Here is a 12,959-nt window from a genome sequence, read left to right on the forward strand (position 1 = left end):
AATTATGCACAAGGTTATCTCTGCGACCACCAATCCTGCCAAAATTCAGGCAATTCTGCGGGCATTTGAAGAGATTTTCGGGGAAGGATCCTGCCATATTGAACCCGTCGCCGTCGAGAGTGGCGTGCCGGAACAACCTTTCGGAAACCAGGAAACGCGCACTGGCGCACGAAATCGCGTTGATAACGCTCGCCGCCTGCACCCGCAGGCTGATTTCTGGGTCGCCATTGAAGCAGGAATTGACGACGATGCCACCTTTAGTTGGGTGGTGATTGATAACGGCATTCAGCGCGGTGAAGCCCGTTCAGCCACGCTGCCATTGCCGACTGTCATTCTCGACAGAGTCCGCAAAGGTGAAGCACTCGGCCCGGTGATGTCGGACTATACGGGTATTGATGAAATTGGCCGTAAAGAAGGCGCAATCGGCGTTTTTACCGCGGGCAAGCTGACGCGCTCAAGCGTCTATCACCAGGCGGTGATTCTGGCGCTCAGCCCGTTTCATAACGCGGTGTATTTATAGCATTGTGCCGGATGTTCAATCGTAGGCCGGATAAGGCAAAGCCGCATCCGGCGGATCAATGTTTCCCGAGCAACACCTGCTCCAGCCACTGACGCAAATCCACCGGTGCGGATTTGAGGCTGTTCGACCCCCGCGTAATAGTGGCAATCCCCGCCCCGAGCTCGTTTTTAAGCTCACGCTGGCTCATCTCGCCGCGCAGCAGCTCTTCAATGATACGCACACGCGTGCCCAACGCTTCACGCTCATCCGGCGTTAACATCAAATTGAGCAGTGGCAGGTGTAAATCTTGTTCGTAGGCGTGTTTAAGTAGATCGACAAAACGTAACCACTCCTGGTGACGTTGTTCTGCCATCTCTGCTGAATAGGGTGATTGCTGAGTCATAAGATATCGCCATCGTTGCGGGGGAAGCGTGCTTGCTTCCCCCTTTTGTACTCTTTAACGAGTACGATAGCATAACACAATCGACACGATCAGTAACGACGTTGCCATTCTGCGTCGCTCATCAACTCCGGTTTATCGCCGAGGAAATAGCGATAGTACGCATCATAAGCCAGCACATTCTTCACGTAACCACGCGTCTCTGAGAATGGAATACTTTCGACAAACGCCACAGCATCAATGCGGCCAGCGCTATTGCCAAGCCAGGTGCGAACGCGTCCCGGACCGGCGTTATAGGCTGCCGACGCAAAGATGCGGTTATTGCCGAATTGCTGATATACGTACTGCAAATAGCTGGTACCAATGTTGATGTTGGTATCAGGATCCAGTAGCTGGCTCGGACTGCTGTAACCTGGAATCGAGAACATTTTCACCGTATGCGTCGCCGTGCCCGGCATAATCTGCATCAGCCCGCTGGCGCCGACCGGTGATTTCACTTTCGGGTTCCAGGCGCTTTCCTGACGCGCTATCGCCATCGCATAACTTGGCTGAATATCTTTGTCGCTGGTGTAACGGGTAAACAGATCTTTATAGGCCAATGGGAAGCGCTCTTCCAGATGATCCCACAGCTTACCGGCGATCGTCGCCTGAACGCTCAGATCCCACCAGTGATTGTTGAACGCGTAACGTGCCAACTGAGCCTGCTCGGACTTGGTACGGCTGGTAACCAGATTCGCCCATTCACTGCGCGCGGTATTATCCATGTTCCAGTACATTAGCTCGCGTACGCGTGCCATTTCTGGCCCCTGAGTCAGCGCAGAATCAACGTTCGCTGGCGCTTTATCCACTTTCAGCTCGTACTCTTCGCCCAGGCGCTGTGCCGCCACCATCGGATAGAAACCACGCTGCTGCATGAGCTGGTGCAGGATCTCTTTGGCTTCCGCATCACGTCCGCGCTCCAGCAGCAGATCAGCCTGCCAGTAGCGCCACTCGTCTTTTTCTTTTGCTTCCATTGGCAGACGTGCCAGCCAGGTATTCAGGCCACGACGATCGCCGGTTCCCAGCGCCATGCGCACGCGGCGCTCCACAAGCGAGGTGGAATTGGAGCGCATAATCGCATCATCACGCCATTTGGCCTGCTCGTCGGTGACGTCATTGCCCATCAGACGCCAGGCAACAATGTCGCGTAGCTCCTGGGTTTGCTCGTCATTAAGCTGTTGCGCCTGTACCAGGGACGGGATCATCAGGCGGGCGTTTTCCACATCCTGACGCGCCACGCTGGCAAAGGCGACCGCCGCCATCTGTCGGGTGAAATCCGTGGCACCAGTGGTGCGAGCAAAAGTCATCACCGAATTCGGATCGTTGGCCAGCGAGATGATCGCAGAGGCAATGGTTTGGTATTGTGCGGGCATCTGTCCGGCCAGCGCCGTCACCAGACCGGTATTCCCGGCTTTCATCGCCAGACGAATACGCTCCAGATACGCTAGCGGATCCTGAGTACCTGAGGCGCGCCACACGCCGAATAATTTGTCACAGGCGTTCGGCTGACTTTTCCCGGTCAGCCACAGATCTTTCGCGCCCTGCCAGGCTTCTTCGGTTTGCCCGGTACTCCATTTCGCGAAGTAATAGTTGCATTGCGCTTCCGTGGTGCCCGGTTTTTCCGGGCTAAACGCCAGCAGTCCACGCCAGTCTTCGCGGCGCGCCAGTTCATTCACAAAACGCGATTGCAGAGTACGCGCCGGGGGCAGCGTCGGGTTGGCGCGCACAAAATTGGTGACGGTAATGGTCGGCTGATTCATCAGATCGTCAGTGATCTGACGATATTCCAGATAGGGATACAGAGGATAGTTCTTCAGGCCGGGCATCATCTGCTCTACGACATCCATCTGTCGGTTATCCCAGGCCTGCTTAATTTGCGCATAGCGATTGCGCTGCTCATCCAGGGAGTCGGCTCGCGCCACCTGACTGACCGTCAGCAGACATACGCTGGCTGCCAGCAGGCGCCAGGTAAATTGATTGGCTTTGTCCACAAGCTCTTCCTCTTCTCATGTTACGTCTGTGCAGCATCATGCCGCTTAATTAATTCATGCTAACCAGACATTGCAGAATGCGCCACGTCACGGACACTTTTTTACTTTTGTTGCGAGTGGGATCTGCTGGCTGGGATTGGGCAATGAAAAAGGCTACACTTCGCCTTTGATAACTATTTACCAATAATTAGCCCTAAATAATTCAAGTTGCAGCAAGGCGGCGAGGAAGTGAATCCCCTGAGCGTACAAAAGTACGTGACTGGGGTGAACGACACAGCCAACGCATCTGCGGCTTGAAGTATGACGGGATAAACATAGAGGCGAGTCCAACGTGGCCCAATTCGTTTATACCATGCATCGTGTCGGCAAGGTCGTTCCGCCGAAACGTCATATTCTTAAAAACATCTCACTGAGCTTCTTCCCTGGCGCCAAAATCGGTGTTCTCGGTCTGAACGGTGCGGGTAAATCTACCCTGCTGCGCATCATGGCCGGTATTGATACCGATATCGAAGGTGAAGCTCGCCCACAGCCAGGCATTAAAATCGGTTACCTGCCGCAGGAACCAAAACTGAACCCGGAACATACCGTTCGTGAATCCGTTGAAGAAGCGGTTGCCGAAGTGGTTAGTGCACTGAAAGGTCTGGATGAAGTTTACGCTAAGTACGCCGAGCCGGACGCCGACTTCGATAAACTGGCCGCACAACAGGGCAAGTTTGAAGAAATTATCCAGGCGCACGACGGCCATAACCTGAACGTGCAGCTTGAGCGTGCCGCTGACGCCCTGCGTCTGCCGGATTGGGACGCTAAAATTGAGAATCTCTCCGGTGGTGAACGCCGCCGCGTTGCGCTATGCCGCCTGCTGCTGGAAAAACCAGACATGCTGCTGCTCGACGAACCGACCAACCACCTGGATGCGGAATCCGTCGCGTGGCTGGAACGCTTCCTGCACGACTTCGAAGGCACCGTAGTGGCGATTACCCACGACCGTTACTTCCTCGACAACGTTGCGGGCTGGATCCTGGAGCTGGACCGTGGTGAAGGTATTCCGTGGGAAGGTAACTACTCTTCCTGGCTGGAGCAGAAAGATCAGCGTCTGGCCCAAGAAGCCTCTCAGGAAGCGGCTCGCCGTAAATCCATTGAGAAAGAGCTGGAGTGGGTACGTCAGGGCGCTAAAGGCCGTCAGTCTAAGGGTAAAGCCCGTCTGGCACGCTTTGAAGAGCTGAACAACACCGAATACCAGAAACGTAACGAAACCAACGAACTGTTTATTCCACCTGGAGCACGTCTGGGCGATAAAGTCGTTGAAGTCACCAATCTGCGTAAATCCTACGGCGATCGCGTTCTGATCGACGATCTGAGTTTCTCCGTACCGAAAGGCGCAATTGTCGGCATCATCGGTCCGAACGGCGCGGGTAAATCTACCCTGTTCCGTATGATGTCCGGTCAGGAACAGCCTGACAGCGGCACCATCACGCTGGGTGAAACCGTCAAACTGGCCTCCGTTGACCAGTTCCGTGACGCCATGGACAACAGCAAAACCGTGTGGGAAGAAGTTTCCGGCGGGCTGGATATCATGCGAATCGGCAACACCGAGATGCCAAGCCGTGCCTACGTGGGCCGCTTCAACTTCAAAGGTGTGGATCAGGGCAAACGCGTCGGCGAGCTGTCCGGTGGTGAGCGTGGTCGTCTGCACCTGGCGAAGCTGCTGCAGGTTGGCGGCAACATGCTGCTGCTCGATGAACCAACCAACGACCTGGATATCGAGACCCTGCGCGCGCTGGAAAACGCCCTGCTGGAATTCCCGGGCTGCGCGATGGTTATCTCGCACGACCGTTGGTTCCTCGACCGTATCGCCACCCACATTCTGGATTACCAGGATGAAGGTAAGGTTGAGTTCTTCGAAGGTAACTTTACCGAATACGAAGAGTACAAGAAACGTACGCTGGGCGCCGATGCGCTGGAGCCGAAACGTATTAAGTACAAGCGTATTTCTAAGTAATTAGCGTTAAGTGCCGGATGGCGGCGTTACGCCTTATCCGGCCTACGAGGTTAGTGCGACTTGTAGGTCGGATAAGCGCAGCGCCTCCTGTCTATGAGGTTAGTGCGACTTGTAGGCCGGATAAGCGCAGCGCATCCGGCATTAAAATCTACCTCTGCTCGCCCATCAACTCTTTCACCAGCTCCACGCAGCGCAGGAAGCGACCGTCGTAGTCAGGCTCCTGAACGTGCACGAAATTGATATTGTTTTCCTGCAGCATCTCGACCAGCAGCGTCTGAAACGCTTTTCTGTCAACTGAGCTTCCAAGGCTGCGTAAGCCATCCGCCACCCACGGGGTGTTGTTTTCCAGCAGGATCACAAGGTCGAAGCGATACTCATCAATAAGCGCTTGCACAAACGGGTGTTCACGCCCTTCATACTTTTTACAGAAGGCCTGAGTGGTCACGAAATCGGTGTCGATGAACGCCACTTTATTGGCGTACTTAACAGCAAAATCAATGTATTGCGCTTGTCCTAAGGCGATTTTATCGTAGTCAGAATACTGCAACGCCATCTCATCGCCGCCCAAATGGGAGAAGACATAATCACGCCCGTATTCCCACGCACTGGTGGTATTAAAAATATTGGCGAGCTTGTTCACCAGCGTCGATTTACCGCTCGACTCCCCGCCGAGGATCGCCACGGTGCGCACGAAAAACGGCTTCACTTCGGTCGGAATATACTCCCAGTAGCGAAACGGGTTTTCACGGATTTGCCCGCCGCTGATGCTCATGAACGTCCGCTTAGGATCCACCAGCACGGTTTCGATCCCCAAATGTTCGAGATACTGCGGGGCATCTGATTCTTCAGAGGTGTAGATCCAGTTTGGCTGGATCCCTTTCTCCTGCATAAACGTTTTGATCCCGTTGCTCCACACGTCCCAGCCGTGCGGATACGGCTCCATGCCTTCTTCGTTGAAGGCATGAATACGGATATTTTTCTGATACTTAAAGGTTTGCAGCAGCCAGCGTAAACGATCGGGCACCGTAGGCTGTTGCGACATGGCACTGTCTTCAAACAGGCTGCGATCGCGCGTGTCGTCATAGCCCATGATGATATGCAGTTCATCGACCTGGCTACAGGCGCGCTGGATAAGATAGATATGGCCGGTGTGCAGCGGATAAAACTTGCCGAATACCACACCGATATTTTTCTGCTGGCGCGGAAACTCCAGACCGAGAAAGCGGTGCAACGCCTCCAGCTTCTGCGCGCTGGGGCTTTTGATTTTGGCATTCAGCAGTTGGCTTAGGTATCCCTTGGTCATGCCACTGGCATCCGCCACCTGTTGCAGGGTACAGCCCTTTTGCTTTATGGCGGTTTTCAGATATTCAAATGACACAAGAGCCTCCTGCTGGAAAAATCGCGTAACACTGCCTGATGGCGCTTCGCTTATCAGGCCTACAAAATCGGTACGTACAGGTATTTGATTATAGGTCGTCAAACACGCTTAACGCATCCGCAAGCTTCTTAACGCCAAAGACCTGCATGCCTTCCGGTACTTTTTTCGGTACGTTAGCGGCAGGGACAATCGCCCGGCGAAAGCCGTGCTTCGCCGCTTCCGAAATACGCTCCTGCCCGCTGGGTACCGGACGGATTTCGCCCGCCAACCCCACTTCGCCAAAGACAACTAAATCCTGTGGCAGCGGTCTGTCACGCAGGCTGGAGACCATTGCCAGCAGCAACGCCAGGTCGGCGCTGGTTTCGGTGACTTTTACGCCGCCGACTACGTTAACAAACACGTCCTGATCCGCCATCTGCAAGCCACCGTGACGATGCAGCACCGCCAGCAGAATCGCCAGACGGTTCTGTTCCAGACCGACCGCCACGCGACGCGGGTTCGCCATCATTGAGTGATCGACCAGCGCCTGAATCTCTACCAGCAGCGGGCGCGTACCTTCCCAGACCACCATCACCGAACTGCCGGAGGTGACCTCATCGCCACGGCTTAAGAAGATAGCGGAAGGGTTGCTGACTTCACGCAGGCCCTGTTCGGTCATGGCAAAGACGCCCAGCTCATTCACCGCACCAAAACGGTTTTTATGGCTACGCAGAGTACGGAAACGAGAATCGGAGTCACCGTCGAGCAGTACCGAACAGTCAATACAGTGTTCGAGCACCTTCGGCCCAGCCAGCGAGCCGTCTTTGGTGACGTGGCCGACCATCACAATCGCCACGCCGCGCGTTTTGGCAAAACGCGTCAGGTAAGCCGCCGTTTCGCGCACCTGCGCCACACTGCCCGGCGAAGACTGAATATCCGCCATGTGCATTACCTGAATGGAGTCGATCACCATCAGCTTCGGCTGTTCTTCTTCGGCAATCAGGCAAATTTGTTCAATACTGGTTTCCGACAGCATATTCAGATTCGCGGTCGGCAAGCCAAGCCGGTGCGCGCGCATCGCCACTTGCTGCAGTGACTCTTCACCGGTGACGTACAGAGTTTTCATCTGCTCAGCGAGCTTGCACAGCGTTTGCAGCAGCAGCGTTGATTTCCCCGCGCCGGGGTTACCGCCAATCAGAATAGCGCTGCCGGGTACCACACCGCCGCCCAGCACGCGGTCAAACTCTTTAAATCCAGTGGAAAAACGCGGCAGTTCTTCAAGGCTGATGTCAGACAGCTTCTGCACTTTTGCCACGCCCGCATTCCCGGCATAGCCACTGAGCCGCTCGTTACGCGCCACCGTTGGCGATGCGGCAAGGCGCACCTCGGTAATGGTATTCCAGGCCTGACAGGCGCTGCATTGCCCCTGCCAGCGCGGGTAATCGGCCCCGCATTCATTACAAACAAAGGCGCGTTTTGGAGCTTTGGCCACGTTTTACCTCTTTCGTTAACGCTTTTGCCGGATGGCGCAGGCGCTTATCCGGCCTACGGACACCTTGCCATCGGGCAATTTAATCATTTCTGGTTCATGCTGCCGGAGAGAATGCAGAACACGCCCATCAGGTCAGCGTGGCGGATAGTAATCTCCGTCTTTTCATTCACTTTCGGTTTAGCATGATACGCAATACCCAGCCCGGCCGTTTTGATCATCGGCAGATCGTTAGCACCGTCGCCGATCGCCACCGTCTGCGCCATCGGGATCTCATATTCTTGTGCCAGGCGGGTCAGAGTATTGGCTTTGTACTGGGCATCGACGATATCGCCGATCACGTTGCCGGTAAATTTACCGTCCATGATCTCCAGCTCGTTTGCTACAGCCGCCGTCAGACGCAGTTTATTACGCAGGTAATCGGCAAAGAAGGTAAAGCCGCCAGAGGCAATAGCCACTTTCCAGCCGAGCGTTTCCAGTTTTAACACCAGCTGTGTCAGGCCTGGCATCAGCGGTAGCGTTTCGCGCACCTGGTGCAGAATATTGGCATCAGCACCCTTCAGCGTCGCCACGCGACTACGCAGGCTGGCGGTAAAGTCCAGTTCGCCGCGCATTGCGCGTTCCGTGACTTCCGCAACCATTTCACCGGTTCCAGCCAGTTTAGCAATTTCATCAATGCATTCGATCTGGATTGCCGTTGAGTCCATGTCCATCACCAGTAAACCCGGTGTGCGCAGATGCGGAATTTTGCCTAACGGGGCAACATCCAGTTTGGCATCATGCGCCAGTTTTGCCGCGCGCGGCGTTAACGAACCCGCCAGGCGAATCACCTGATAATCCTCGACGCACCAGGCAGCAACAATCACCATCGCTGCACCCAGTTTGCTCTGGTATTGCGTTAAACGTTGTTTATCCAGACCACGACCGTACAGCAGCCAGCCACTGCGGCCCGCGTGGTAGTCCAGCGGCATGACTTCATCGCCACTTAAAGAGAGAGGCAGACCTGGCCACAGAGAAACATCTTCAGGTAGATCGCACCAGGTTATGTTAGGCATTAAAGCTCCTGTAAAATCGTTCGGGTCGGAATCATCAGGGGAAAATAACGCATGAGGCTACCCTGTAACCAGCGCTTCTGGCAACATTAAGTCTCAAATTTTCAGCAGGTGGAATATGGCTCGCGCAAAACTGAAATTCCGACTTCATCGTGCAGTGATTGTATTGTTCTGTCTTGCGCTGCTCGTCGCCCTGATGCAGGGCGCATCCTGGTTTAGTCAAAGTCACCAGCAGCAGCGTAATCCGCAGCTCGAAGAGCTGGCCCGTACGCTGGCCCGCCAGGTGGCGCTAAATGTTGCTCCGCTAATGCGTACCGAAACGCCGGATGAAAAACGCATCAAAGCGGTACTCACACAGCTGACGGAAAGTAGCCGTATTCTGGACGCTGGCGTATACGATGAACAGGGAGACCTGATTACGCGCACCGGCGAGAGCGTCAACGTTCGTGACCGACTGGCGCTCGACGGCAAAAAAGCCGGGGGTTATTTTAACCAGCAGATTGTCGAACCCATTCAGGGGAAAAATGGTCCGCTGGGCTATTTGCGTCTGACGCTGGATACCCACACCCTCGCCACCGAGGCGAAGCAGGTAGATAACACCACCAATATCTTACGCCTGATGCTGCTGCTGGCGCTGGCGATTGGCGTCGTGCTCACCCGTACCTTATTGCAAGGCAAGCGTACCCGCTGGCAGCAATCACCTTTCCTGCTGACCGCCAACAAACCGGTGCAGGAAGAAGACAACGAGAAAAAAGAGTAAAAGCAGTAAAAACTGTAAAACAGAAGGGAAATCAACCATGACTACACTACGCCTGCTTATCTCAGACTCTTACGATCCGTGGTTTAACCTCGCGGTCGAAGAGTGCATTTTTCGCCAGATGCCCGCCACGCAGCGCGTCCTGTTCTTGTGGCGTAACGCCGATACGGTGGTGATTGGCCGGGCGCAAAACCCGTGGAAAGAGTGTAATACCCGCCGTATGGAGGGAGACAACGTGCGGCTCGCCCGCCGTAGCAGCGGCGGCGGCGCGGTGTTCCATGACTTAGGCAATACCTGCTTTACCTTTATGGCCGGTAAACCGGAATACGACAAAACCATTTCCACCGCGATTGTCCTCAACGCATTGAATTCTCTGGGTGTAACGGCAGACGCCTCCGGGCGTAACGATCTGGTTGTGAAAACGCCAGACGGCGATCGCAAAGTTTCAGGCTCTGCTTATCGGGAAACGAAAGATCGCGGATTCCACCACGGCACGCTGCTGCTAAATGCCGATCTCAGCCGCCTGGCAAATTATCTCAATCCCGACAAAAAGAAACTCGCGGCAAAGGGGATCACCTCTGTCCGTTCACGGGTGGCGAATTTGACGGAGCTGTTACCGGGCATCACCCATGAACAGGTCTGTCAGGCCATCACGGAAGCCTTTTTTGCTCATTATGGCGAACGCGTTGAAGCGGAAGTGATCTCACCAGATAAAACGCCGGACCTGCCAAATTTTGCCGAAACCTTTGCCCGCCAGAGCAGTTGGGAATGGAATTTTGGTCAGGCACCTGCTTTCTCGCATCTGCTGGACGAGCGTTTCACCTGGGGCGGTGTTGAGCTGCATTTCGACGTCGAAAAAGGTCATATCACGCGCACACAGGTGTTTACCGACAGTCTCAATCCCGCGCCGTTAGAAGCGCTGGCGGAGCGGCTACAGGGCTGCCAGTATCGCGCCGATGTTTTACAGCAGACTTGCGAAGCGCTGGTTACGGAATATGCGGATCAGGAAAACGAGCTGCGTGAACTGGCAGCGTGGGTGGCGAAGGCCGTGCGTTAAGCGATTAGTGGCGAATTGCCGGATGGCGGCTACGCCTTATCCGGCCTACAAGACCGCTCCTGTAGGCCTGACAAGCGAAGCGCCATCAGACATTAATAGCGGCATTCCCGTAGGCCCGGTAAGCGAAGCGCCACCGGGCCACAACAACCCTTACTCTTTATCGCCCAGCAGAACGGATTCCAGCGCGATTTTGATCATGTCGTTGAAGGTCGTCTGACGTTCAGCGGCAGTGGTCTGCTCGTGAGTACGGATATGGTCGGAAACGGTGCAGATGGTCAGCGCTTTTGCACCAAATTCCGCAGCAACACCGTAGATGCCCGCCGCTTCCATTTCCACGCCCAGCACGCCGTATTTTTCCATCACGTCGAACATTTCACCGTCCGGAGAGTAGAACAGGTCAGCAGAGAACAGGTTGCCCACGCGCGCGTCTACACCCAGTGCTTTTGCCGCATCAACCGCGTTACGCACCATGTCGAAGTCAGCAATAGCAGCGAAGTCATGATCTTTAAAACGGATACGGTTAACTTTGGAGTCGGTGCAAGCGCCCATACCGATAACCACGTCACGCAGTTTAACGTCCATACGCACAGCGCCGCAGGAGCCTACGCGAATGATTTTCTTCACGCCGAAATCGGTGATCAGCTCTTTGGTGTAGATGGAGCAGGACGGGATACCCATACCGTGACCCATAACGGAGATCTTACGGCCTTTGTAAGTACCGGTAAAACCTAACATGCCGCGAACGTTGTTCACTTCACGAACATCTTCGAGGAAAGTTTCAGCAATATGCTTTGCACGCAGCGGGTCGCCCGGCATCAATACGACGTCAGCGAAATCACCCATTTCTGCATTAATATGTGGAGTTGCCATTTTTTGTCCTTATTTCGTTGTTATTGCCTGATGGCGGCTACGCCTTATCAGGCCTACAAAACGTATGCAAAACAGTGAAATACCCTAAGGATTTCGCGTTGTAGGAAGGCGACGAATTCGTGAATCCCCGGGAGCATAGATTCACTATGTGACCGGGGTGAGCGAATGAAGTCAACGCATCTACAGCGCGAAAGACAACGGGTATTACAGCATGTTTTTACCGTAGTCCATCGGTGACGTACCAAAGTAGCTCGCCAGCGTCTGACCGATATCCGCGAAGGTTTCACGGTGACCTAAAGAACCTGGTTTCACTTTCGGGCCGTAGACCAGTACCGGGATGTGTTCACGGGTGTGGTCAGTGCCGGTCCAGCTTGGGTCGCAGCCGTGGTCAGCGGTCAGGATCAGAATGTCATCTTCACCCACCAGCTCCATCAGCTCAGGCAGACGGCGGTCGAACAGTTCCAGGCCCGCAGCATAACCGGCGATATCGCGACGATGTCCCCAGGAAGAGTCGAAATCAACGAAGTTGGTGAAGACGATGGTCTTATCACCTGCTTCTTTCATCTCTTTGATGGTGGCGTCGAACAGCGCGTCCAGACCGGTGGCTTTCACTTTTTTGGTGATGCCGCAGTTAGCGTAGATATCCGCAATTTTACCGACGGAAACCACGTGACCGTCTTTTTCGTCGACCAGTTTCTGCAGCACGGTCGGTGCTGGCGGCTCAACGGCCAGGTCGTGACGGTTACCGGTACGCTGGAAGTTACCGGCTTTATCACCGATGAACGGACGTGCGATAACACGACCGATGTTGTAACCACCTTCGGTCAGCTCTTCACGTGCGATTTCGCACAGCTCGTAGAGTTTATCCAGGCCAAACGTCTCTTCGTGGCAGGCAATCTGGAACACGGAGTCAGCGGAGGTATAGAAAATCGGCTTGCCGGTTTTCATATGCTCTTCACCCAGTTGATCCAGGATCACGGTACCGGAAGAGTGGCAGTTGCCGAGGTAGCCTGGCAGGTTGGCACGTTTTACCAGTTTATCCAGCAGTTCCTGCGGGAAGCTGTTTTCATGATCGGAGAAATAACCCCAATCAAACAGAACCGGGACACCCGCGATTTCCCAGTGGCCAGACGGCGTGTCTTTCCCGGAAGAAAGTTCATGCGCCCATGCGTAGGCACCAATCACTTCCGCATTACCGTCCATACCAGCAGCAATTTTACCGGTAGAACCTTCGTGAGCTTTCACCAGGCCCAGACGGGTCAGGTTAGGCAGATTCAGTGGACCTTTGCGACCATTGTCAGCTTCACCTTTCGCACAGGCTTCTGCAATGTGTCCCATAGTGTCTGAACCTACGTCGCCAAAGCGATCCGCATCTTCAGTCGCACCAATACCAAAGGAGTCCAGCACCATAATAAATGCACGTTTCATCTTGTTCTCCATACATCTGCG

Annotated in this window: 11 protein-coding genes; 4 read left to right on the top strand and 7 right to left on the bottom strand. The window is 54.6% G+C overall.

Annotation, left to right across the window (positions count from 1 at the left end):
* Positions 1 to 4: 4 nt before the first annotated feature.
* Entirely contained in the window at positions 5 to 520 is a 516-nt protein-coding gene (yjjX, locus tag BZK40_RS07495) for an inosine/xanthosine triphosphatase (protein WP_008786139.1), read from the top strand.
* Between the two features lie 55 nt (positions 521 to 575).
* Here yjjX and trpR read toward each other — a convergent pair whose 3' ends face one another.
* Together trpR and sltY are read right to left on the bottom strand one after the other, a co-directional pair.
* A complete protein-coding gene (trpR, locus tag BZK40_RS07500) occupies positions 576 to 902 on the bottom strand; it encodes a trp operon repressor (RefSeq protein WP_008786138.1) in 327 nt (108 codons plus the stop codon).
* Positions 903 to 991: 89 nt separating this feature from the next.
* Positions 992 to 2,929, bottom strand: coding sequence for a murein transglycosylase (gene sltY / locus BZK40_RS07505; RefSeq protein ID WP_079934412.1), 1,938 nt, complete (start codon positions 2,927 to 2,929; stop codon positions 992 to 994).
* 331 nt (positions 2,930 to 3,260) lie between these two features.
* Between sltY and ettA the strand changes: the two genes are divergently transcribed.
* Complete coding sequence (gene ettA / locus BZK40_RS07510) at positions 3,261 to 4,928, top strand: energy-dependent translational throttle protein EttA (RefSeq protein ID WP_003829940.1); 1,668 nt, start codon at positions 3,261 to 3,263, stop codon at positions 4,926 to 4,928.
* A gap of 148 nt (positions 4,929 to 5,076) precedes the next feature.
* On the opposite strand, the gene nadR is transcribed toward ettA, so the two are convergent.
* From nadR to serB, 3 genes are all read right to left on the bottom strand, one after another.
* Positions 5,077 to 6,306: a multifunctional transcriptional regulator/nicotinamide-nucleotide adenylyltransferase/ribosylnicotinamide kinase NadR gene (gene nadR, locus BZK40_RS07515; RefSeq protein ID WP_003829942.1), complete on the bottom strand. Its 1,230-nt coding sequence runs from the start codon at positions 6,304 to 6,306 to the stop codon at positions 5,077 to 5,079.
* An 88-nt stretch (positions 6,307 to 6,394) separates the two neighbouring features.
* The gene (gene radA, locus BZK40_RS07520; protein ID WP_079934413.1) at positions 6,395 to 7,777 is read right to left on the bottom strand and encodes a DNA repair protein RadA; all 1,383 of its coding nucleotides are present in this window, start codon (positions 7,775 to 7,777) and stop codon (positions 6,395 to 6,397) included.
* An 83-nt stretch (positions 7,778 to 7,860) separates the two neighbouring features.
* Entirely contained in the window at positions 7,861 to 8,829 is a 969-nt protein-coding gene (gene serB / locus BZK40_RS07525; protein WP_003829946.1) for a phosphoserine phosphatase, read from the bottom strand.
* A 115-nt stretch (positions 8,830 to 8,944) separates the two neighbouring features.
* Between serB and BZK40_RS07535 the strand changes: the two genes are divergently transcribed.
* Both BZK40_RS07535 and lplA read left to right on the top strand, forming a co-directional pair.
* Complete coding sequence (locus BZK40_RS07535; protein WP_003829948.1) at positions 8,945 to 9,586, top strand: YtjB family periplasmic protein; 642 nt, start codon at positions 8,945 to 8,947, stop codon at positions 9,584 to 9,586.
* A gap of 37 nt (positions 9,587 to 9,623) precedes the next feature.
* On the top strand, positions 9,624 to 10,640 hold the full coding sequence (gene lplA / locus BZK40_RS07540) for a lipoate--protein ligase (protein ID WP_079934414.1): 1,017 nt from the start codon (positions 9,624 to 9,626) through the stop codon (positions 10,638 to 10,640).
* Positions 10,641 to 10,790: 150 nt separating this feature from the next.
* On the opposite strand, the gene deoD is transcribed toward lplA, so the two are convergent.
* Positions 10,791 to 11,510, bottom strand: a complete 720-nt coding sequence (gene deoD, locus BZK40_RS07545; RefSeq protein ID WP_000224864.1) for a purine-nucleoside phosphorylase — start codon at positions 11,508 to 11,510, stop codon at positions 10,791 to 10,793.
* Between the two features lie 204 nt (positions 11,511 to 11,714).
* Positions 11,715 to 12,938 (bottom strand): phosphopentomutase, encoded by a 1,224-nt coding sequence (deoB, locus tag BZK40_RS07550; protein ID WP_003019037.1) that lies wholly within the window; start codon positions 12,936 to 12,938, stop codon positions 11,715 to 11,717.
* Positions 12,939 to 12,959 lie beyond the last annotated feature (21 nt).

The organism is Citrobacter portucalensis (assembly GCF_002042885.1).
Taxonomy (GTDB): domain Bacteria; phylum Pseudomonadota; class Gammaproteobacteria; order Enterobacterales; family Enterobacteriaceae; genus Citrobacter; species Citrobacter portucalensis.

Excerpts from the sequence above, each read along its gene's own strand:
- deoD (WP_000224864.1), bottom strand. The coding sequence starts at position 11,510 with ATGGCAACTCCACATATTAATGCAGAAATGGGTGATTTCGCTGACGTC.
- trpR (WP_008786138.1), bottom strand. The coding sequence starts at position 902 with ATGACTCAGCAATCACCCTATTCAGCAGAGATGGCAGAACAACGTCAC.
- BZK40_RS07535 (WP_003829948.1), top strand. The coding sequence starts at position 8,945 with ATGGCTCGCGCAAAACTGAAATTCCGACTTCATCGTGCAGTGATTGTA.
- serB (WP_003829946.1), bottom strand. The coding sequence starts at position 8,829 with ATGCCTAACATAACCTGGTGCGATCTACCTGAAGATGTTTCTCTGTGG.
- lplA (WP_079934414.1), top strand. The coding sequence starts at position 9,624 with ATGACTACACTACGCCTGCTTATCTCAGACTCTTACGATCCGTGGTTT.
- yjjX (WP_008786139.1), top strand. The coding sequence starts at position 5 with ATGCACAAGGTTATCTCTGCGACCACCAATCCTGCCAAAATTCAGGCA.
- deoB (WP_003019037.1), bottom strand. The coding sequence starts at position 12,938 with ATGAAACGTGCATTTATTATGGTGCTGGACTCCTTTGGTATTGGTGCG.